This is a genomic window from Haloarcula amylolytica, assembly GCF_049705545.1.
In the GTDB taxonomy this organism is placed as follows: Archaea; Halobacteriota; Halobacteria; order Halobacteriales; family Haloarculaceae; genus Haloarcula; species Haloarcula amylolytica_B.
Genome location: NZ_JBNAMU010000001.1, coordinates 1,740,495 through 1,759,367, shown reverse-complemented (window position 1 = coordinate 1,759,367; position 18,873 = coordinate 1,740,495). Strand labels below are relative to the sequence as shown.

At 64.5% G+C, this 18,873-nt stretch carries 19 protein-coding genes and 1 tRNA gene; 12 read left to right on the top strand and 8 right to left on the bottom strand.

Translation table 11 applies throughout. The features are described 5' to 3' along the window. Window positions 1-39: 39 nt before the first annotated feature. A complete protein-coding gene (locus ACOZ4H_RS09360; RefSeq protein ID WP_424329019.1) occupies window positions 40-651 on the top strand; it encodes a DNA-3-methyladenine glycosylase family protein in 612 nt (203 codons plus the stop codon). 30 nt (window positions 652-681) lie between these two features. Here the strand turns inward: ACOZ4H_RS09360 and ACOZ4H_RS09355 are convergent, their stop codons facing one another. Further along, window positions 682-2,034 carry a RimK family alpha-L-glutamate ligase gene (locus tag ACOZ4H_RS09355; RefSeq protein WP_424329018.1) on the bottom strand — a complete coding sequence of 451 codons (1,353 nt, stop codon included), beginning with the start codon at window positions 2,032-2,034 and terminating at the stop codon, window positions 682-684. A 114-nt stretch (window positions 2,035-2,148) separates the two neighbouring features. Here ACOZ4H_RS09355 and ACOZ4H_RS09350 point away from each other — a divergent pair, with 114 nt between their 5' ends. The 4 genes from ACOZ4H_RS09350 (at window position 2,149) to ACOZ4H_RS09335 (ending at window position 4,946) form a co-directional block, all read left to right on the top strand. Further along, window positions 2,149-3,171 carry a succinylglutamate desuccinylase/aspartoacylase family protein gene (locus ACOZ4H_RS09350; protein WP_424329017.1) on the top strand — a complete coding sequence of 341 codons (1,023 nt, stop codon included), beginning with the start codon at window positions 2,149-2,151 and terminating at the stop codon, window positions 3,169-3,171. A 99-nt stretch (window positions 3,172-3,270) separates the two neighbouring features. Continuing rightward, window positions 3,271-3,690 carry a succinate dehydrogenase, cytochrome b556 subunit gene (gene sdhC, locus ACOZ4H_RS09345; RefSeq protein WP_004592522.1) on the top strand — a complete coding sequence of 140 codons (420 nt, stop codon included), beginning with the start codon at window positions 3,271-3,273 and terminating at the stop codon, window positions 3,688-3,690. Beyond that, entirely contained in the window at window positions 3,690-4,055 is a 366-nt protein-coding gene (locus ACOZ4H_RS09340; RefSeq protein ID WP_424329016.1) for a succinate dehydrogenase hydrophobic membrane anchor subunit, read from the top strand. The genes sdhC and ACOZ4H_RS09340 overlap by 1 nt, the downstream gene beginning before the upstream one ends. 3 nt (window positions 4,056-4,058) lie before the next feature. Then, the gene (locus tag ACOZ4H_RS09335; RefSeq protein WP_424329015.1) at window positions 4,059-4,946 is read left to right on the top strand and encodes a succinate dehydrogenase/fumarate reductase iron-sulfur subunit; all 888 of its coding nucleotides are present in this window, start codon (window positions 4,059-4,061) and stop codon (window positions 4,944-4,946) included. A gap of 146 nt (window positions 4,947-5,092) precedes the next feature. Here the strand turns inward: ACOZ4H_RS09335 and ACOZ4H_RS09330 are convergent, their stop codons facing one another. Both ACOZ4H_RS09330 and ACOZ4H_RS09325 read right to left on the bottom strand, forming a co-directional pair. After that, window positions 5,093-6,013, bottom strand: a complete 921-nt coding sequence (locus ACOZ4H_RS09330) for a 2-dehydropantoate 2-reductase (RefSeq protein ID WP_424329014.1) — start codon at window positions 6,011-6,013, stop codon at window positions 5,093-5,095. 74 nt (window positions 6,014-6,087) lie between these two features. Then, on the bottom strand, window positions 6,088-7,437 hold the full coding sequence (locus ACOZ4H_RS09325) for a PAS domain S-box protein (RefSeq protein ID WP_424329013.1): 1,350 nt from the start codon (window positions 7,435-7,437) through the stop codon (window positions 6,088-6,090). Between the two features lie 249 nt (window positions 7,438-7,686). On the opposite strand from ACOZ4H_RS09325, the gene ACOZ4H_RS09320 reads away from it, so the two are divergent. Next, window positions 7,687-9,513: an FAD-binding protein gene (locus ACOZ4H_RS09320; protein WP_424329012.1), complete on the top strand. Its 1,827-nt coding sequence runs from the start codon at window positions 7,687-7,689 to the stop codon at window positions 9,511-9,513. Between the two features lie 39 nt (window positions 9,514-9,552). Here the strand turns inward: ACOZ4H_RS09320 and ACOZ4H_RS09315 are convergent, their stop codons facing one another. Continuing rightward, complete coding sequence (locus ACOZ4H_RS09315) at window positions 9,553-9,873, bottom strand: cupin domain-containing protein (RefSeq protein WP_424329011.1); 321 nt, start codon at window positions 9,871-9,873, stop codon at window positions 9,553-9,555. A gap of 214 nt (window positions 9,874-10,087) precedes the next feature. On the opposite strand from ACOZ4H_RS09315, the gene ACOZ4H_RS09310 reads away from it, so the two are divergent. Continuing rightward, a tRNA-OTHER gene (locus ACOZ4H_RS09310) sits at window positions 10,088-10,189 on the top strand. A gap of 379 nt (window positions 10,190-10,568) precedes the next feature. On the opposite strand, the gene ACOZ4H_RS09305 is transcribed toward ACOZ4H_RS09310, so the two are convergent. Continuing rightward, complete coding sequence (locus ACOZ4H_RS09305) at window positions 10,569-10,793, bottom strand: DUF7385 family protein (protein WP_004592515.1); 225 nt, start codon at window positions 10,791-10,793, stop codon at window positions 10,569-10,571. A gap of 86 nt (window positions 10,794-10,879) precedes the next feature. Here ACOZ4H_RS09305 and ACOZ4H_RS09300 point away from each other — a divergent pair, with 86 nt between their 5' ends. The 4 genes from ACOZ4H_RS09300 (at window position 10,880) to ACOZ4H_RS09285 (ending at window position 14,922) form a co-directional block, all read left to right on the top strand. Further along, entirely contained in the window at window positions 10,880-11,920 is a 1,041-nt protein-coding gene (locus tag ACOZ4H_RS09300) for a nicotinate-nucleotide--dimethylbenzimidazole phosphoribosyltransferase (protein ID WP_424329010.1), read from the top strand. A gap of 2 nt (window positions 11,921-11,922) precedes the next feature. Continuing rightward, window positions 11,923-13,242: a cobyrinic acid a,c-diamide synthase gene (locus ACOZ4H_RS09295; protein WP_424329009.1), complete on the top strand. Its 1,320-nt coding sequence runs from the start codon at window positions 11,923-11,925 to the stop codon at window positions 13,240-13,242. Window positions 13,243-13,315: 73 nt separating this feature from the next. Continuing rightward, window positions 13,316-14,125 carry a diadenylate cyclase DacZ gene (dacZ, locus tag ACOZ4H_RS09290; RefSeq protein WP_424329008.1) on the top strand — a complete coding sequence of 270 codons (810 nt, stop codon included), beginning with the start codon at window positions 13,316-13,318 and terminating at the stop codon, window positions 14,123-14,125. 2 nt (window positions 14,126-14,127) lie between these two features. Next, window positions 14,128-14,922, top strand: coding sequence for a mechanosensitive ion channel domain-containing protein (locus ACOZ4H_RS09285; protein WP_424329007.1), 795 nt, complete (start codon window positions 14,128-14,130; stop codon window positions 14,920-14,922). Between the two features lie 6 nt (window positions 14,923-14,928). On the opposite strand, the gene ACOZ4H_RS09280 is transcribed toward ACOZ4H_RS09285, so the two are convergent. Genes ACOZ4H_RS09280 through purD form a run of 3 tightly spaced genes read right to left on the bottom strand, consistent with a single transcriptional unit; the run spans window position 14,929 to window position 18,405 of the window. After that, window positions 14,929-15,477, bottom strand: coding sequence for an acyltransferase (locus ACOZ4H_RS09280; protein WP_424330356.1), 549 nt, complete (start codon window positions 15,475-15,477; stop codon window positions 14,929-14,931). A gap of 20 nt (window positions 15,478-15,497) precedes the next feature. Then, the gene (locus tag ACOZ4H_RS09275; RefSeq protein WP_424329006.1) at window positions 15,498-16,994 is read right to left on the bottom strand and encodes a TrkH family potassium uptake protein; all 1,497 of its coding nucleotides are present in this window, start codon (window positions 16,992-16,994) and stop codon (window positions 15,498-15,500) included. 58 nt (window positions 16,995-17,052) lie between these two features. Further along, window positions 17,053-18,405, bottom strand: coding sequence for a phosphoribosylamine--glycine ligase (gene purD, locus ACOZ4H_RS09270; protein ID WP_424329005.1), 1,353 nt, complete (start codon window positions 18,403-18,405; stop codon window positions 17,053-17,055). Window positions 18,406-18,558: 153 nt separating this feature from the next. Between purD and ACOZ4H_RS09265 the strand changes: the two genes are divergently transcribed. Further along, entirely contained in the window at window positions 18,559-18,822 is a 264-nt protein-coding gene (locus tag ACOZ4H_RS09265; RefSeq protein ID WP_424329004.1) for a hypothetical protein, read from the top strand. The last annotated feature ends 51 nt before the right edge of the window (window positions 18,823-18,873 follow it).

The window sequence follows — 18,873 nt, the reverse complement described above, 5'->3', positions numbered from 1 at the left end:
CAGACACGTTCTTTTCGGTCGAGGCGTTACCACAGAGCGATGAGTAACTCGCCACACGAGGCGTTGCGCGCAGACCCCGACATCGGGCCGCTGGTCGAGACGCACGGCGAACTCACGCTCGACCCGGCGTCGGACCTCTTCGAGCGGCTCGTAATCTCGATTCTCCGCCAGCAGGTGTCGATGGCCTCGGCTGCCGCGACACGGGAGCGGCTGTTCGACGCCGTCACCGTGACGCCGGCTGGAATAAGCGATGCTGACAACGATCTCCTCCGGGACGCCGGCCTCTCGCGGCAGAAGGCCCGCTACGTCAACGAGGTCGCCGACGCGTTTCTGGAGCATGGGTACTCCATCGAATCGTTCGAGGACGCCGCCGACGAGGAGATCCACGAGGAACTGACCGCTATCACCGGTGTCGGCGACTGGACCGCGAACATGCAACTCCTGTTCGCCTTCGGCCGCGAAGACGTGTTCCCGGTCGGCGACCTCGGTATCCGCAAGGGATTCGAGGCCGTCGTCGGCGGCGGGTACAGCCGCGCGGAGATGCGGGAGTACGCCGAGCGCTGGTCGCCGTATCGTAGTTACGCGAGCCTGTATCTGTGGCGGGCCAGCGAAGATATCGCTGAGAGCGTCGCGGAAGTGAACGAAGACTGAGCCGGCTCGGAAGCCGGCACTGGAGCGTCGCTACTCCTCGCTCTGTTCCTCTTCCTCGGTGTCCACTTCTGACTCGTCGTCCGCGCGGCGGTTCACGTCGACCTGGTAGTGCTTGAGGATATCCCGTCCCAGCAGGAGCGGGTAGTCCATGTGCCCGCGGTCTTCGACGCTGGCGGTGACAGTATGCTGGGTCCCGCCGACGCCGACGACGAGGTCGACGACCGGACGCGAGCGGCCGGACTTGAGGCTCCCGGACTTGATCTTCACGATGTCGAGAATCGGTCCCGTCCCGATTTCCGCGGCGAGTTTGGCGTCGATGCTGGTCCGGGTCGCGCCGGTGTCTGACTTCGCGAGGACGGACTTGGTCCCCTGTGTTCCGGTGACCACGACCTCCTCGATGTAGCCGACGACGACGTTCTCCTGTGCTTTCGGCTGTGGCTTTTTCGGCGTACACGCGGGCTTGGAATCGTCGAGTCGGTCGGAGAGCCGCTCGACGGTTTCCTCGTCGACGCTCCCGCCGGCCCGCTCGATGGCGAGTTTGGCGATGTAGGGGGCGGGGCTGACGCCGCTGGCCTTGAACAGTCCGCGGAACCCGGCGGTGGGGTTCACTTCGAGCACGTAGTAGCCGTCGTCGCTCTGGACGATATCGACGCCGGCGTAGTCCAGGCCGATAGCGTCGACCGAATCGAGCGCGATTTCCCTGACCCGCTCGGGGAGTTCGCCCGTCATATCCTCGACATCACCGCCCAGTGCAACGTTCGTCCGCCACTCGCCTTCGGGCGCGTAGCGGTTCATCGCGCCGACGATCCGGTCGCCGACGACGTAGACGCGGAGGTCGTGATGGCGCTGCTCGTCGTGTTCCATGTACTCCTGTAAGAACGCGTAGCGGCCGCCGACCTGGGCGTTGACCTGGTTTTCCAGATCGACCATCCACGTCCCGCCGCCGTGGGTCCCGATAGCCGTCTTGTACACCGCGCGGTCACCGAAGCGATCCCGTTCCTCGTTCAGCAGGTCGCTCGACAGCGCGAGCAGCGCGTCCGGGACCGGGACGCCGGCGTCGGCCAGTGCGGCAGCGCTGGCGAACTTGTGCAAGGCCGTCGTCGCCGCCATCGGTTCGTTCAACGTCGGTGCGAGCCGGCTGATAGTCATCCCGAGCCCGATCCCTTCCGCGGGGTGCTCGTTGCTGGAGAGCAGCAGGCGGTTCGCGACCACGTCGACACTGGGTTCGAGTGTCATCTCGCCGTCAGCAACGCTGATCGCGGTGTTTTCGTTGCGGAGCCACTCCGTGTCGTAGCCCATCTCGTCGACTGCGTTCAGGATGGCCTTCGACTCCTTGCTGGAGTGGAGGCTGAGAACGCCAACTGTGATATCCTGGTCGCTCATGCTGTCGCCTTCTGTCGGCCACAGTATAGATGTACGGATATGGCATGCGAGACGACCCGACCGCGGGACCGCTTTGCCGGAGGGGTTTTAGCCGGCGCCTCTCGTTGTGATGGCATGGACGAGGTCGAGCCGTTCACCTACGATGGGGGGATCGTTGCGCCGGGAGAGACCCGCAACGTTCGCTACACGGTCAGCGAGACGTACCTGGGGGACGCCGTCCGGATGCCGGTTACCATCGTCAACGGGGTGCGGCCCGGTCCGACGGTGTTTCTCACCGCAGCGGCACACGGCGACGAACTCAACGGCATCGAAGTCGTTCGGGAGGTGGCCCACGAGTGGGACCACGAGGGGCTGGCGGGGACGCTGATCTGTCTGCCGGTGCTGAACGTCCCGGCCTTCCTCGCTCAAGAGCGGTACCTACCGATCTACGACCGGGACCTGAACCGCTCGTTCCCGGGCGACCCCGAATCGACGAGCGCGAAACGGATGGCCCACGAGATTTTCCGGAACTTCCTGGCCCCGTGTGACGTGGGCCTCGATTTCCACACGTCCACGCGCGGGCGAACGAACATGCTCCACGTCCGGGCGGACATGGACGACCCCGAGGTTGCGCGGGTCGCGAACGCCTTCGCCTCGAACGTCATCATCTCTTCGGAAGGTCCGTCGGGATCGCTCCGGCGTGAGCTGAGCGATTCGGGCGTCCCGACGATCACGATAGAGATGGGCGAGGCGCACCGGTTCCAGCGGCCGCTCATCGACTCGGCCTTGGAGAGTGTTCGGTCGGTGCTCGCGGAGTTCGGCCTCCGAGACTCCGACACCGTCCAGTGGCCGGGCTGGCGGACAGTCATCGACGACACGGGCGAGAAGACCTGGATCCGTGCGGACTCGGGCGGCCTGGTGGATATGCACTACGACCGCGGCGACCTGGTGTACGAGGACGACGTGATCTGTACGATCACCAACCCGTTCAAGACGGAGAACACGCTGATGCGTGCGCCGTTTACCGGCCTGCTGGTCGGCATCCTCGAGAACCCGCTGGTGTACCCCGGCAACCCGCTCTGTCACCTAGTCCGCCTCGATGACCGGACACAGCGGGCTATCGAGTGGAACCGGCGGCCGGACGACGACGATTGGTAACGACGGAGTAGTCAATTGACGAACGTCTTCGGGCAGGATTCCGGCGATACGCGTCCGCTGTAGAAACTACTATCTGTCCCCGGACTAACCCCCCTGTGTATGAGTCAGTCTTACAATCGCGGCACCGTCGAGGATTTCGGACGGTGGCGGGAGTTCACGGCCGGGATGTGGGCCTGGATATTCCACAAGTTCACCGGCTGGGTACTCGTGGGCTACCTGTTCACCCACATCGCGGTGCTGAGCACTTCTGTCGGCGTCGACCCGGCGAGCGCGCAGGCAGGCAGCGACCTCTACACCAGTACGCTCAGCGGCCTCGAATCGCTGCTGATCGTCCGGTTCCTCGAAGTCGGTCTGCTTGCCGTCGCAGTCTTCCACATCCTCAACGGGATTCGGCTGCTGATGGTTGACCTCGGCGTGGGTCTGGAATCGCAGGACAAGAGCTTCTACGCGTCGCTCCTACTGACGGGCGCGATCGTCATCGCAAGCGTGCCGACCTTCCTCGGGGGGAAACTAGCCTAATGGCGCAGCACTACTCCTCCTTTGACCGTGGCGGTCGTCGCTGGCTGTTCCAGCGGCTGACAGCGGTGTTCCTCATCGGCGTGCTCGCGTTCCACTTCATGCTGTTGCACTTCGTGAACCACGCCTCGGACATCACGTTCCTGGGCACACAGGCCCGGATGAGCCAGGTCAGCTACTTCGCGACGATGTGGCTGTTCCTCGTCACCGCGACGTTCCACGGCGTCAACGGCGTGTACAACGCGCTGGTCAACCAGGGGCTCACCGGCTCACGGAAGAACGCAGTCAAATACATGCTTGGCATCGCTGGCCTCCTGCTCGTCGTGCAGGGGACCCGTGTGTCGCTGGCCATGACGACCCTCGTCTAAACTATGAGTACGCAAATCGAACAACAGGAAACCGAGACGGAAGCCGACGAAGAGACAGAGCCCGAGGTCGAATCCCCGGGCGACCGTCGGCGCGCACAGCGAGACGAACGACAGGCACAGGAGCAGGCCCAGCGGGAAGTCGAAGAGGAGACGCTCGACGACGAAGACACGATCACGCTGAAAGTGTTCCGCTACGACCCCGAAATCGAGGGGAAGCAGGAACCACGCTTCGACGACTTCCGCGTCCCGTTCCACAAGGGGATGACCATCCTCGATGCCCTCATCTACGCACGGGACCACTACGACTCCTCACTGACCTTCCGACACTCCTGTCGGCAGGCCGTCTGTGGGTCGGACGCGCTGTTCGTCAACGGGAGACAGCGCCTCGGCTGTAAGACGCAGATATCCGAGCTCGAGGACCCCATCCGAATCGAGCCGCTGCCCCACCAGGAAGTGGTGAAGGACCTCGTCGTCGACATGGAGCACTTCTACGACCAGATGGAGGCCGTCGAACCGTACTTCGACGCCGACGAGACCCCGGACGACAAACTCGAAGAGCAGCGCCAGACCCGGGAGAACCGCGAGAAGGTCAAGATGTCCACGCGGTGTATCTGGTGTGGCGCGTGCATGTCCTCGTGTAACATCGCCGCCGGCGACAACGAGTACCTCGGCCCCGCCGCCATCAACAAGGCCTACCGGTTTGCGATGGACAATCGCGAGGGCGAGGACCGCAAGCAGGAACGCCTTCGCATTATCGAACAAGAACACGGCGTTTGGCGCTGCCAGACCCAGTTCTCCTGTACCGAAGTGTGTCCGAAGGACATCCCGCTGACCGAGCACATCCAAGAACTGAAGCGGGAAGCGGTCAAGAACAACCTGAAGTTCTGGTAACGCGGTTCGACTGGCTAGTTTTCCGGTTCGCGTTCAGAGTCCGACAGTGACAGTGAATGTGATTCGAGTCGTATAGCCACAGCGACCGTAATATACGCCAGGTCCTCACAGCGAGTGGGAATCAAACCGGCGGCCCACTCGCCCAGTCAACCGCCCCCGTCGGCCCACGGCGACAGAATTGCGGTCACGGCCTCGTTCATCGGGGCCTCGACGCCAACGTCGTCGGCGTGGCGGACCACTGAGCCGTTGAGTGCGTCCAGTTCCATGGGCTTGTCGTGAGTCAGGTCGTAGTGGAGCGAGGAGTACATCCCCGGGTCGAGGTCCGCGGCGAAGTCGAGCCACTCCGAAACCGTATCGTCGGGTAGGTCGACGCCCTCCGCCCGGCCGACAGCACACACTTCCTCGATGAGCCGGCGGTACATCTCCCAGGACGCCTCGTTTTCCCGGACATCGCCGACCGGCCGCCTGGTCGTCGCCGTCATCCCCGCCTGGGCGCAGATGAAGGCGAACTTCCGCCAGAGTTCGACGCGGATGTCGTCGGCGAACACCGCGTCGACGCCCTCACTCGCCGAGAGCGCGTCGTCCAGCGTCTCGATTCGCTTCGTTCGCTGGCCGTCGAGTTCGCCGTAGACGAACCGGGCCGGCCCGCCGGTGTGTTCGACGACGCCGGGCTCCTTGATGGTCGAGAAGATGTAGGTCACGCCGCCGACGACGTGGGACTCGGCTATCGACTCCGCCAGCCACGCCTCGTTGTCGACGCCGTTCTGGAAGGAGACGACGGCGGTTCCATCGCGGAGCAGCGGGGCCATGTCCGCGGCGGCCGCACGCGTATCGTTCGCTTTCACGCAGAGCAGAACGGCATCGCAGGGGCCGATCTCGGCCGGATCGTCGGTCGCGGGGAGGTCGACGGCCGTATCGCCGTGGATGCTCTCGACCCGGAGTCCATCGGATTGTAACGCGGCCAGGTGCGCTCCCCGGGCGATGAGGTGGACTTCGTGGCCCGCGTCAGCGAGTCGTGCGCCGAGATAGCCGCCGATACCGCCAGCGCCGAAGATGCAGAGTTTCATGTTCCGTATAGCTACAGCGAACCGGGTGAAATGAGTTTGGGCGGCGACCACAGCCGTCGAACGCAAAAGCGCACTCAGCTATCGCGACAGATGAACTCGAACCGCGCACCGCCGCTCTCGCTGTCAGTCGCGATTACCTCCCAGTTGTGTGCATCGACGATCTGTTCGACGATGCAGAGCCCGAACCCGGTTCCCTCATCGGCCGTCGAGTAGCCGGGTTTGAACAGGTCCGCAGTGTCGTCATGGAAGCCCGCCCCGTCGTCCTTGACGTAGAACCCCCACGACTCCGTCCCGACAGTGACGGTCACGTCGTCGCCACCGTGTTCGATAGCGTTCCGGAAGAGGTTTTCCAGCAGTTCTAGCAATGCACCTTCGTCGGCTTTGATGGTGTCGTCGGCGTCGGTTTCCAGCGTCGCGTCCTCTGTGTCGACCATCGACCAGGCCCGCTGTGAGAGGGATCCGAGGTCGACTGTTTCGATCTCCTCCGGGTCGACACCCTGTTTGGCGAGCATGAGCAGGTCGTCGATAAGCGTGTACATCCGGTCGATGCTCCGCTCGGCACGCTCGAAGTGCGCCTCGTCGCCCGTCTCACGCGCGAGTTCGAGCGAGCCGTCGAGGACATCCAGTGGGTTCCGTAGGTCGTGACTAATCGCGTCAGAGAACCGTTCGAGGCGCTGGTTCTGTCGCCTGAGTTCCTGCTCGCGCTGTTTCTGCTCGGAGATATCGCGGGTCGTCACGACGACGTGGTCTTCCAGCGGGCCGCTCTCGACCTGCTGGCCGCGGGACTCCGCCCAGATCCAGTTGCCATCGGCGTGACGGTACCGGTGTTCGATGACGGCGATGTACTCCGGTTCGTCTATCATCCGACCGAACTCCTCAAGCGCGTTCGAGAGATCGTCCGGATGGACGTACTCGAAGAGGTCGGAGTCCTGCATTTCGTCCTGATCGTAGCCGAGGACGCGTTCGACGGACGGACTGATGTACTCGACGTTGCCTTGCTCGTCGAATACGGTGAGCACGTCGGAGGTGTGTTTGACGAACTGTCGGAACCGGGCCTCGAAGCGCGGCCGGTCGCTGACCTCGCGGGACGTGAACACCCGGCAGTCACAGTCCGTCTCGGTGTCCGTGGAGACTATGGTTTCGAGCCAGACCCAGTCGCCGTCCGCGTGACGGAACCGGTACTCGGTCCCGTTTTCCTCTCGTTCGCCCGTGAGCGTGGCGAGGACACGGTCCGCATCCTCTGGGTGAACGAGGTCCAGCCAGTTCGTCCCGACGAGCGAATCCACGTCGTACTCCAGCACCCGTTCGACAACCGGGCTGACGAACTGTATTGATAAATCTTTGTCAGTAACTGTCAGTACTGAGGGTGCTTCGGCTAGCACCGCTTCGAAGTCATCAGTTGACGTGAGATACTGGTCTGGCATCAGATTTGAGACGGGTCGTCGCCCGTAGGGATACCGTCTGCAGTGTCTGGTATCAGTAGTTGCTTCCTAAGTATTCACAGCACGTGATATAATTCCATCGGATAGGACAAAAATACTTTCTCCCTAACAATACTTCTCGATGGCAGGAACGGGATGCAGTCCACCAGTGGCGTCGCCCGCGGTAGCGCAACAGGGAGGCTTAAGTTTGGCTAATCCTAAGCCGAAACCACGCCAAGAGACACTCTCACAATGTACGAACACGATGTCATCGTGGTCGGCGCGGGTGGCGCTGGCCTCAGGGCGGCTATTGCAGCGGACGAAGAGGGTGCAGATGTGGCCCTCGTGACCAAGCTCCATCCGGTTCGGAGCCACACAGGTGCCGCGGAGGGGGGAATCAACGCCGCACTCCAGGAAGGGGACTCCTGGGACCTCCACGCCTACGACACGATGAAAGGGTCTGACTACCTCGGCGACGCCCCTGCCATCGACACCTTCGCCAAGGACGCCCCGGAAGAGGTCATCCAGCTCGAACACTGGGGGATGCCCTTCTCCCGCGAGGACGACGGCCGCGTCTCCCAGCGTCCCTTCGGCGGTCTCTCCTATCCGCGGACGACGTACGCGGGTGCCGAAACCGGCCACCACCTGCTGCATACGATGTACGAGCAGGCGGTCAAGCGCGGCATCGAGGTGTACGACGAGTGGTACGTGACCCAGCTGGCGGTCACCGACCACGACGACCCCGAGGACCGCGTCTGTCACGGCTGTGTCGCCTACGACATCAAGTCCGGCGAGATTCAGGGCTTCCGGGCCAACAACGGCGTGATTCTCGCGACCGGCGGCCTGGGGCAGGCCTTCGACCACACCACGAACGCCGTCGCCAACACCGGCGACGGCTGTGCGATGGCCTACCGCGCCGGCGTCCCCATGGAGGACATGGAGATGATCCAGTTCCACCCGACCACGCTACCATCGACAGGCGTCCTCATCTCCGAGGGGGTCCGTGGTGAGGGTGGCATCCTCTACAACGACGACGAGGAGCGGTTCATGTTCGAGCACGGCTACGCAAACAACGAGGGGGAACTGGCCTCCCGCGACGTGGTCGCCCGTGCCGAACTGACTGAAGTCAACGAGGGCCGCGGCGTCGAGGACGAGTACGTCGACCTCGACATGCGCCACCTCGGAGAGGAGCGCATTCTCGACCGGCTCGAGAACATCCTCCACCTCGCGGAGGACTTCGAGGGCGTCGACGGCCTCGACGAACCGATGCCGGTCAAGCCCGGCCAGCACTACGCCATGGGCGGCATCGAGTGCGACGAGAACGGCGAGACGTGCATCGACGGCCTCTACGCGGCCGGCGAGACCGCGTGTGTCTCGCTGCACGGTGCGAACCGGCTCGGGGGCAACGCCCTGCCGGAACTGCTCGTGTTCGGGGCCCGCGCCGGCCACCACGCCGCCGGGAAGGACATGAAGACCGCCGAAATCCAGACCGGCCCCTCCGCCAAGAGCGAGCCCGGCGACGTGGAGCCGCCGGTCGAACCCGGCGCAATCGATGCCAGCAGCGACGACGTTGCCGCTGACGGGGCGGCCGTCGAGCCGAAGGCAGTCCTCGAAAGTACCGTCGAGCAGGAACGCCAGCGCGTCGAGGACCTCATCGAGTCCGACGGCATCAACCACGCCGAAGTCCGCGCGGACGTCCAAGAGACGATGACCGAGAACGTCAACGTGTTCCGCAAAGAAGACGGCCTGAAGAAGGCCCTTCGGGACCTCCGGGCGGCGCGCAAGGAGTACGAGAACGTCGCCGTCGAAGATCCATCCCGGACCTACAACACGGACCTCATCCACACCATCGAGACCCGTAACATCCTCGACGTGGCCGAGGCTATCACGCTGGGCGCGCTCGCACGCGAGGAGTTCCGCGGCGCACACTGGCGCGCGGAGCACCAAGAGCGCAAGGACGACGAGTGGATCAAGCACACGATGCTGGCCTGGAACGAAGGACAGCCGGAGCTGTACTACAAGCCGGTCATCCTCGAAGGCGACGAAGAGACCTACGAACCGAAGGTCCGGTCGTACTGACGACCTGCACACCGCCTGCCGTCTCTGTTTCTGCGCGTATCAGGGTGCGCCGACGAGGACGAACGTACTCTCGGTATCGCCGTTGTGAATCGTTCGCTCCGCCTCCGGCAGGAGCCTGATCGCATCCCCCGCAGCGAGGGCCACGTCTTCGCCGTCAACCTCGACAGTCGCTGTTCCCTCGACGAGGACGTACACCTCCTCGTGACCCTCGTCGGCGTGGTCGTGCGGTTTACCGGTCCAGCCGGCGTCACAGTCCAGCACAGTGACGCCGACCTGCTCACAGTCCAGGGGGTCCCGGAGGAAGTGCATCGCATCGGCGACCGGTTCGACGTCGGTGTAGTTGACTTTCGTGTAGCTCACGTCCGCAGTTGTCGCCGGCCAGTCCGAAATAAGTTGTTGTGAATCCGAAAGGAAAAGCTGCAGAGGCGGATACCGCTCCCGCTCTGGGCGTTGCCACTGGTGAGATACCGGATGAGCAACCGACTCAACGGCATTCGAATGTCGGCAGCGTTGACTGCGGAAACACCCGGAATCATCACTTACTTGGTTGTCAGGAACGTATTACTGATAGCTTGGAAGGGTGGCTCAGTGGTAGAGCGCTACCGACCAACATGCCAGAATCGGTTGGTGGTTACCCCGCAAAGGGCTCCGCGTGGTTCGACTCCCGCCCCTTCCATTTTTTGCGTTTCGCTGATAGCGATTGCAGTTGGTTTCAGTGGTGACACACCAGTCGGACGTGTCTGACGGTTCGCTGCCCCGGACCCCCGGTAACTCCGGGAATTGGATTTGACTGTGGGTGATGCGGCAGTGAAAGGCGTCGATGTGGGAGCCGACGCCTCACAGGAAGTGGAAAGGTAAGGAATGTGGGGGGTGGGGGGTGGGGGTGGTGCGGCACCAGTACGGTGCCTATCAGAACAAACGGGGGGAGCTACATAAAAAATCACCGCTGCGATTATCATATTTGATTTTTCGGTAGAGCACCAGCAGCGGATTCCACGCTACTGGCGCAGAGAGCAATCGGAGAAACAACGGCGACGTGTCCCAGTTCCGGCCAGTTACTTGTGGGTAAACAGCACGACGTTCCCGTCGTTGATCGTCGTACAGAGGTCCATCTCGAAATCGAGATTGAGTGAGGTGAACTCCTGCTTGCAGACGACCATATCGTCGAACGGTTCCTCGCAGGACGGACAGGCCACGGCCGTCGTGTTCTGATAGGAAGCGATAGCCTCGTTGTCCTCGCGTGGCGTCAACGACGAGAGGAGTTCGTCGAAATCGTCCATGTTCGGGGAACCGCGGGCGTGCGGCATAAATCATACGCCGCCCTGGCACCAAGATATTAAAGTCAACTTGTGGTAATACAAGCACAATGACCTCATCCGGTGGCAGAACACGCTTCGCACTCGTCGCAGGAACCACGGAGACCGCGGGTCGGGCGGGGATCAGCGCCGCCGGAGCCGATCCCGAACTAATGTCGGTAACGCCCGCGGCCGACGCGGAGTTAGTGACCTACGGCACGCCAGTTCGAACGGACGTGACACCGGTCAGTCCAAGCGGCTGTCCGACGCCGGCGCTGGTGACACGAGCCGTCCGGGACGTACTGGGATTTGACGTCACAGTCGTCGACGGCGGCCTGGCCGAGAAAACGGGGGCCCCAACAGTCTCCGTCGGCGCACATCCGGGAAAAGACATCGCGGAGCAGGACCCGGTGTCGACGGCCCACGGGGCGTTCGCGGCCGCCCGACAACTCGGCCACGCGCTCCCGGCCGACGAACTGTATCTGGGCGAGAGCATTCCCGGCGGGACGACGACGGCGCTCGGTGTCCTTCGTGCGCTGGGCGAGGACGGGATGGTCTCCTCGTCGCTTCCGGAGAACCCCACAGAACGGAAGGCGGAACTGGTCGCCGAGGGACTCCAGGCCAGTTCGTTGTCACCGGGCGACGCCGCAAACGAACCGAAGCGAGCGGTCCGCCGGATGGGCGACCCCGTCCTGGCAACGCTCGCCGGACTCACAGCGGGGGCCGTCGAGAGCGACACCGCCGTAACGCTTGCCGGCGGCAGTCAGTGCGTCGCTGTCGCTGCACTGGTCCGCCATGGCGGCTACGAGGGACCGCTCGGACTGGCGACGACGAGCTACGTGGCCGACGACGAGAGTGCCGACGTGCGGGCGTCGGCTGACCGACTCGACCTCGACCTGACGGTGACAGACCCCGGCTTCGACCGGAGCGACCATGTCGCGATGGAGCGGTTCGTCGCCGGCGAGGCCAAGGAGGGGGTCGGCATGGGCGGTGCGCTAGCGCTCGCCGACCGCGCCGGCATCCCGATGGCAGAGGTTCGGGACCGCTTCGCGACCATCTACGACGACCTGATCGGCGACGAGCCCACAGCGACGGCCGAGGAGGGGCCGTGACAATGGAGGGGGTCGTCCTCGCCGGCACGAGCTCCGGCGTCGGCAAGACCGTTGCCACGCTGGCGACCCTGACAGCGCTCGAAAACGCCGGATATCAGCCCCAACCGGCCAAGGCTGGCCCGGATTTCATCGACCCGAGCCACCACGAGGCGCTCGTCGACACGCCCTCGCGGACGCTCGACCCCTGGCTGGCAGGCGAGGACGGAATGCGCCGGACCTACTGGCGCGGCGCGGGCGATATCTGCGTCGTGGAGGGTGTAATGGGCCTCTACGACGGGAGCAAGACATCGACGGCAGCGGTCGCCGAGGGGCTTGACCTCCCGGTCGTTCTGGTGGTGGACGCAAAGGCCGGCATGGAGAGCGTCGCCGCGACAGCGCTCGGGTTCGCGCAGTACGCCGACCGCATCGGTGTCGACATCGATGTGGCCGGCATCCTCGCACAGCGCGCCCATGGCGGCCGACACGCCGACGGCATCAAGGATGCCCTCCCCGAGGACCTCACCTACTTCGGCCGGATTCCGCCGATGTCGGACCTGGAGATCCCCGACCGCCATCTCGGGCTGCACATGGGCTCGGAGGCCGGGCTCAACCGTGACGCGCTCTCGATGGCGGCGGAGACTATCGATGTCGAACGGATGGTCGACGTGGCGCGGGAGCCGCCGGAAGTCGCGCCTCAGGGAAACGACAGCGACGGCGTGGCGGCCGACCACCGAATCGCTGTCGCGCAGGACGGCGCCTTCTGTTTCACCTACCCCTCGGTGCTCGAACGGCTCCGGTCCGAGGCGGCCGTCGAGCCGTTCTCGCCGGTTGCCGGTGATCCGGTGCCCAACGCCGACGCGGTATATCTGCCCGGCGGCTATCCGGAACTCCACGGAGAGTCGCTCGAAACCGGCGGCACACTCGACGAGATAGCCCGTCGTGCCGCCGACGGCGTCCCGGTCTACGGCGAGTGTGGCGGCCTGATGGCGCTGTCGGAGTCGCTGACGACGACCGACGGGGACACCTACGAGATGGCCGGAGTCCTTCCGGCAGAAATCGAGATGCAGGACCGGTATCAGGCGCTCGACCACGTGGAGCTAGAGGCGCAGTCGGACACGGTTGCGGCCGCGTCCGGGGAGCACCGGCGCGGACACGAGTTCCACTACTCCGCTGCGACCCTCGGCAGCGACGCGTCGTTTGCCTTCGACATGGTCCGCGGCGACGGCATCGACGGCGACCACGACGGCCTCACGGAATACAACACCGTCGGCACGTACTGTCACTGTCACGGGGAGAGCGGCGCGTTCGACCGTCTGCTGGCAGTGCCTTCGAAGGATATCTGACGCGGCGGCCCGCCGTCGGACGTGTGGCTGACTGCCCGCAACCTTTTTTTCGGCTGACAGCGTCGTTCTGTTAATGAACGAGTTGCGCGACCTGCTCGGAGACCTGGTCGCAGACGTCGACGCCGTGTTCCTGTTTTCCCCGAACGCGTCGTTTTTCGAGGAGTTCGACGAAGTCGACGAGGAGATTGTCGTCGTCGGCCCGGAGAACACCCTCGATGCGGAACCGTTCGTCGAACTACCGATTGATTTCACCGACCTCGAAGGCCGCCTCCGCTTCGGGATCGAGGGCGCGCTGGAGCAAGGCATCGTCGACGAGGGCGACGAGGTGCTCTGCGTGACCGAGGTGCTGGACGGAGCCGAGAACACGCTCGTTCGGGTCCAGACCAACGACTTCTCCCCCTCCGGCGTGTACGACATGTTCGTCAACTCCAGGGCGGACGCGAGCGTCGTCCGCGACGTCTTCGAGGTCGCCATCGAACTGGGGAAGAAAGGCCAGAAAGGCAAGCCCGTCGGCGCCCTGTTCGTCGTCGGCGACGCCGGCAAGGTGATGAACAAGTCCCGGCCGCTGTCGTACAATCCCTTCGAGAAATCCCACGTCCACGTGGGCGACCCTATCGTGAACGTGATGCTCAAGGAGTTCTCGCGGCTCGACGGCGCGTTCGTCATCTCCGACGCCGGGAAGATCGTCTCCGCGTACCGGTACCTCGAACCCTCCGCGGAGGGGGTCGACATCCCCAAGGGGCTCGGCGCTCGGCACATGGCAGCCGGCGCAATCACCCGTGACACCATGGCGACGGCTATCGTTCTCTCGGAAAGCGATGGGCTCGTACGGGCGTTCAAAGGCGGGGAGTTGGTCCTCGAAATCGATCCCGAGGAGTACTGAGGATGCAGTTTGGTTTCGACTGGGCGACGGTCATCCGGCGAGTGTTCTCGCCACAGGGGACGTTCGTCTTTTCGCTCGTGGTACTGGCTGTGGGCATCGTTCTCGGCTACCTCGTCTGGCGCTCGTCCCGGCGGTTCATGCGCGAACTCGGTGTGCCCGAGGCAGTAGAGGGCACACCATTCGAACGAACGGCGAGGGGACTCGGAACATCGACCGTCGGCATCGTCTCGAACCTTGCGGCGCTGTTTATCTACATCACGACGGTCACCGCCGTCCTCAACATCGCACAACTGACTGACCCGGAGCTGTACTGGGCTCGCTTCACCTCGTTCCTGCCCGACCTGTTTATCGCCCTGTTCGCCGTCATCATCGGCCTCATCGCGGGCGATAAGGCCAAGCTCGTCGTCTCCGAGCGACTGCGCAGCGTCAAAATGCCCGAGGCGACGGTCCTCCCCGAACTCGTCAAGTACAGCATCTTCTATCTGGCAGTGCTCATCGCGCTCGGGCAACTGGGCGTTGAGACCCTTGCTCTGCTCATTCTCCTCGGAGCATACGCGTTCGGGCTGGTGTTCATCTGTGGCCTCGCGCTGAAAGACATCCTGCAGGCGGCCGCCGCCGGCATCTACCTCCTTCTGACAGAACCCTACAGTATCGGGGACGAGGTCGTCATCGGCGATCAGAGCGGTATCGTTCAGGAGGTGGATATACTCGTGACGCGTATCGAGAGCGACGGCGAGGAGTACATCATCCCGAACAAGCGCGTATTCAACGCGGGTATCGTCCGTATCCGAAGCTAAGCGGAGTTACGTCCCTTCGGTCGCCGCTTCGTCCGAGCCGAACGGTTCGGCCGGGACGCCGGCGACGGTCGTCTCTGGCGGCACGTCGTCAGCCACGAGCGAGTTCGCGGCGACCTGTGCGCCCGCGCCGATTTCGACGCCGGGAAGGACGATTGCGCCCGCGCCGATCATCGCCCGCTCCCCGACGACGACCTCGCCGGTGCGGTACTCGTCCTGCAGGAACTCGTGACACAGCAGCGTCGCGTCGTAGCCGATGATGGCGTGGTCCTCGACGGTGATGAGTTCCGGCCAGAACACGTCTGGCGTCGACTCCAGGCCCCAGGCGACGCCGTCGCCGACGGTGACGCCGAGCCGGGACAGCAGCCAGTTCTTCAGCCGGAGGCTCGGCGAAATGCGACAGACGAGAATGACGACGTAGTTAACCATCACCCGGAGCGGGTGTTTGGCTTCCGGCCACGGGAACAGGGAGTTGTGCGGGCCGGGCGTCGGGTGCTGGGTCAGGCCGTCGTGTCGTGGACCACTCACGTCCGTCGTGTACGGGGCCGCGGTAATCAAACCCGTCGGCTCGCCGGCGGTCACCGCGTCCAGAAGGTCGGCGTCAACAACACCAGCACGGGAACGATTTCGATGCGGCCGACCCACATCAGGAGTATCATCAGCACCTTGCTCGACCGGGCGAAGCCCTCGTAGGTCCCGAAGGGGCCGGCCTGGCCGAAGGCCGGCCCGATGTTGAAGAACATCGATGCGGCGGCGCTGAGCGCCTCGAACTCGGTTATCGGTGCGCCCGCTCGCTCGCCATCGGCCACGAGCAGGACGGTCCCGAGTATGAAGAACACCAGCGCGACCAGCGTGTAGGCGTACACGTCACGGACAGTCTCCTCGTCGACGATATCCGAACCCAGTCGGACCGGCCGGACGCTCCCGCGGTAAGCCGCGACGTTCAGGTCCCGCCAGAACGACTTGGTCACGATGAGCCAGCGCAGCGTCTTGACAGAGCAGGTGGTGCTCCCGGCCATCCCGCCGATGAACATCATCACGAAGAGGACGTTCTTCGCGCCAGCCGACCAGGTGTTGAAATCCGTCGAGGCGTAGCCCGTCGTCGTGACGATGGCGGCGGTCTGGAAGACGGCGTGGCGAACTGTCGTCCCGACACCGCCAGTGAATCCCTGGTCGAGCACGAGCAGGCTTCCGATGAGCAGGGTGCCGACCCCGAGAATTCCCAGGTAGAAGTGGAACTCCTCGCTGTCGCGCAGTCGGTCGGTATCGCCCCGGATCAGTGCGTACAGCAGGACGAAGTTCGTCGCGCCGACGATCATGAACAGCGTCACCGCCCACTGGACGGCCGGCGAGAACGCGCCGATGCTCTCGGCCCGCGGGGAGAAGCCGGCCGTCGCGATAGCCGTGAAGGCATGGGCGATTGCGTCGAAAAGGGTCATCTCCGGCGCGAGCCCGCTCGCTCCCATGACAAACAGAATCGCCGCTGCAGCGGCTGTCAGACCCAGATACAGCAGGCCGAGGATGCGCGCGGTGTCCCCGATACCGGGGGTGAGCTTCGTGACGTTTTCCGTCCGCGTCTCGGTCTCCATGAGCTGTGCGCCGGCGACCGAGAGCCGCGAGAGTACGGCCGTCGCAAGCAAGAGGACACCGAGCCCGCCGAGCCACTGGAGGACCTGCCGCCACATCAGCAGCGCCTGTGAGTGGGCATCGAAGTCCCGGATAACCGTCGCACCCGTGGTGGTGATGCCGCTCATCCCCTCGAACACGGCGTTGATCGGGCTGGTGAACACGCCCGTGCCCTCGATGTACAGGGGTATCGCGCCGACGACAGCGATGGACAGCCACGTCAGCGAAACAATCAGAAACGCCCCGCGGTCGTCGATGCGGTCGCGCTGGAGGCGAGCGAGCGCCGTGCCGACGCCCAGCGTAATCGCTATCGTGGCCAGATACGGGACCGGTGACTCCCCGTAGATGACGGCGACCAGAACAGGAATCGCCAGCGGAACGGCCAACCACCGCAAAATCGAACCGAGAACGCTCAGCGACGACCGCACGCCGACAGTGGTCAGCGCCATCGGGGCTCACCGCCCGGAGAGTCGCCATCGCGTGGCCGCTGACGCTGCCACCACGCGCTCAGTCCGCGCCGCCGCGGATGTCGTTCATGTGGTCGATCCGCTGCTGGACGAGGTCCGATTTGCCGATATCGTGGCGAACGCGCAGCCCTTCGGTGCCGGCCCGCTGGAGCGACGCCTCGGCGATGGCCTCCGCATCCCCGATTGTGTCGGCCAGGCCGACGACGGCGTAGGAGCGGGACGTGGTCGTGTAGATGCCGTCCTCGCGGTCGTCGACGCTGGCGTAGTACAGCAGCGCCTCCGGGGCCGTCTCCGCGTCGTCGCCGGACTGGTCACGGTGATCCCGAACGACTTCTGCGATGACGTCGTCGTCAATGGTCACCTTCGCTCCGGCGTCGGGATCGGTCGGGTAGCCGTCCGGGACGGCGTACTTGCAGACCGTCGCCATCGGACGGAACGAGAGCTGTGGCAGGGGTTCGTCGTCTCGGGCGGCGGTCAGTACGTTGAGGAAGTCCGTGTTGAGTACCGGCAGCGTGTTCATGGCCTCGGGGTCGCCGAAGCGGGCGTTGAACTCCACGACCCGCGGCCCGGTCTCGGTGAGCATGAACTGCCCGTAGAGGACGCCCTTGTAGCCGTCGAGCGCGTCGACGGTCGCCCGGAGCACGTCGACGGCGTCCATGTAGTCGTCCTCGTCCATGAACGGCAGGTGGAGGCTGGCGTCGGAGTAGCTCCCCATCCCGCCGGTGTTCGGCCCCTCGTCGCCCTCGTAGGCGCGCTTGTGGTCCTGCACCGCCGGCGTGACGCGCAGTTGGCCGTTGGCGACGAACGCCTGAACCGTGAACTCCTCGCCGACGAGGCGCTCCTCGAGGACGACGCGGTCGTAGTCGGAGCGCCGGAGGTACTCCTTGGCCTCCTCGGCGGTACACTGATCGCCGATGACCCGGACGCCCTTGCCGCCGGTGAGACCGGCGGGCTTGACCGCGAGGTCGCCGTCGTACTCGTCGATGTATTCGCAGGCGGCGTCCATGTCCTCGAACGTCTCGAAGTCCGGACAGCCGGGGATGTCGTGTTCGCGCATGAACCGCCGCTGGAACGCCTTGTCCGTCTCGATGCGGGCCTCCTGCTCCTGTGGTCCGAAGGTGTAGATGCCGGCGTCGTCCAGCGCGTCGGCGACCCCAGCGGCGAGTGCCGCCTCGGGTCCGATGACCGCCAGCGTGGCGTCGACCTCCCGGGCGTAGGTCGTCACGGCCTTCGGGTTGGTCGTGTCGAGTGCCTCGAAGCCGTCGGCGAGGGCGACGATGCCCGGGTTCCGGTTGCCGGCACAGGCGTACAGTTCCCCCGGCGAGTCCGCGAGCGAGCGCGCAATCGCGTGTTCCCGGCCGCCGCCACCCACGAGCAGCACTGTCTCTGACATACCCGAAGGCCGGATGGGCTCTCACGTAAGTATTGTCTTTTCGCCGGTTTTCGCTGACTGCGACGGTCGTTTCGATATCGGAAGCGCTACCGCGTACGGTCCGCCGGACCGAGACCGGGAGCTACTTTGCCCGACCTCGTGACGCACAGGTGCATGCCCTCGTCCCGCCCCTTCATCGACCCCGCCACAGGAGGCATAAACACAGCCCAGATGATCTCGGAGGCCGTTCCGCTCGGGAAACTCATCGGCGTGTTCGTCGCTGGGAGCCTCCCTCTCTATGCCCTCGCGTTCTTCGGCGCGGAGAACTCTGCACTGGGTGCATTACTGGCCCTGCTCGGTGATTTTATCATCGCCGTCGGGGCTGGTGTCGTCCTCATATACGTCATCGCACGTGGAATCCGACTGGCTAGCGAGTGAGGCGTCGCTGCCGGCGTCGCGTTCCTTTTCACCGCGGCGCTCCCAGCCAGA

Excerpts from the sequence above, each read along its gene's own strand:
- ACOZ4H_RS09295 (WP_424329009.1), top strand. The coding sequence starts at position 11,923 with ATGGAGGGGGTCGTCCTCGCCGGCACGAGCTCCGGCGTCGGCAAGACC.
- ACOZ4H_RS09320 (WP_424329012.1), top strand. The coding sequence starts at position 7,687 with ATGTACGAACACGATGTCATCGTGGTCGGCGCGGGTGGCGCTGGCCTC.
- sdhC (WP_004592522.1), top strand. The coding sequence starts at position 3,271 with ATGAGTCAGTCTTACAATCGCGGCACCGTCGAGGATTTCGGACGGTGG.
- ACOZ4H_RS09300 (WP_424329010.1), top strand. The coding sequence starts at position 10,880 with ATGACCTCATCCGGTGGCAGAACACGCTTCGCACTCGTCGCAGGAACC.
- ACOZ4H_RS09285 (WP_424329007.1), top strand. The coding sequence starts at position 14,128 with ATGCAGTTTGGTTTCGACTGGGCGACGGTCATCCGGCGAGTGTTCTCG.
- ACOZ4H_RS09305 (WP_004592515.1), bottom strand. The coding sequence starts at position 10,793 with ATGGACGATTTCGACGAACTCCTCTCGTCGTTGACGCCACGCGAGGAC.
- purD (WP_424329005.1), bottom strand. The coding sequence starts at position 18,405 with ATGTCAGAGACAGTGCTGCTCGTGGGTGGCGGCGGCCGGGAACACGCG.
- ACOZ4H_RS09350 (WP_424329017.1), top strand. The coding sequence starts at position 2,149 with ATGGACGAGGTCGAGCCGTTCACCTACGATGGGGGGATCGTTGCGCCG.
- ACOZ4H_RS09335 (WP_424329015.1), top strand. The coding sequence starts at position 4,059 with ATGAGTACGCAAATCGAACAACAGGAAACCGAGACGGAAGCCGACGAA.
- ACOZ4H_RS09275 (WP_424329006.1), bottom strand. The coding sequence starts at position 16,994 with ATGGCGCTGACCACTGTCGGCGTGCGGTCGTCGCTGAGCGTTCTCGGT.
- ACOZ4H_RS09360 (WP_424329019.1), top strand. The coding sequence starts at position 40 with ATGAGTAACTCGCCACACGAGGCGTTGCGCGCAGACCCCGACATCGGG.
- dacZ (WP_424329008.1), top strand. The coding sequence starts at position 13,316 with ATGAACGAGTTGCGCGACCTGCTCGGAGACCTGGTCGCAGACGTCGAC.
- ACOZ4H_RS09340 (WP_424329016.1), top strand. The coding sequence starts at position 3,690 with ATGGCGCAGCACTACTCCTCCTTTGACCGTGGCGGTCGTCGCTGGCTG.
- ACOZ4H_RS09330 (WP_424329014.1), bottom strand. The coding sequence starts at position 6,013 with ATGAAACTCTGCATCTTCGGCGCTGGCGGTATCGGCGGCTATCTCGGC.
- ACOZ4H_RS09325 (WP_424329013.1), bottom strand. The coding sequence starts at position 7,437 with ATGCCAGACCAGTATCTCACGTCAACTGATGACTTCGAAGCGGTGCTA.
- ACOZ4H_RS09265 (WP_424329004.1), top strand. The coding sequence starts at position 18,559 with ATGCCCTCGTCCCGCCCCTTCATCGACCCCGCCACAGGAGGCATAAAC.
- ACOZ4H_RS09355 (WP_424329018.1), bottom strand. The coding sequence starts at position 2,034 with ATGAGCGACCAGGATATCACAGTTGGCGTTCTCAGCCTCCACTCCAGC.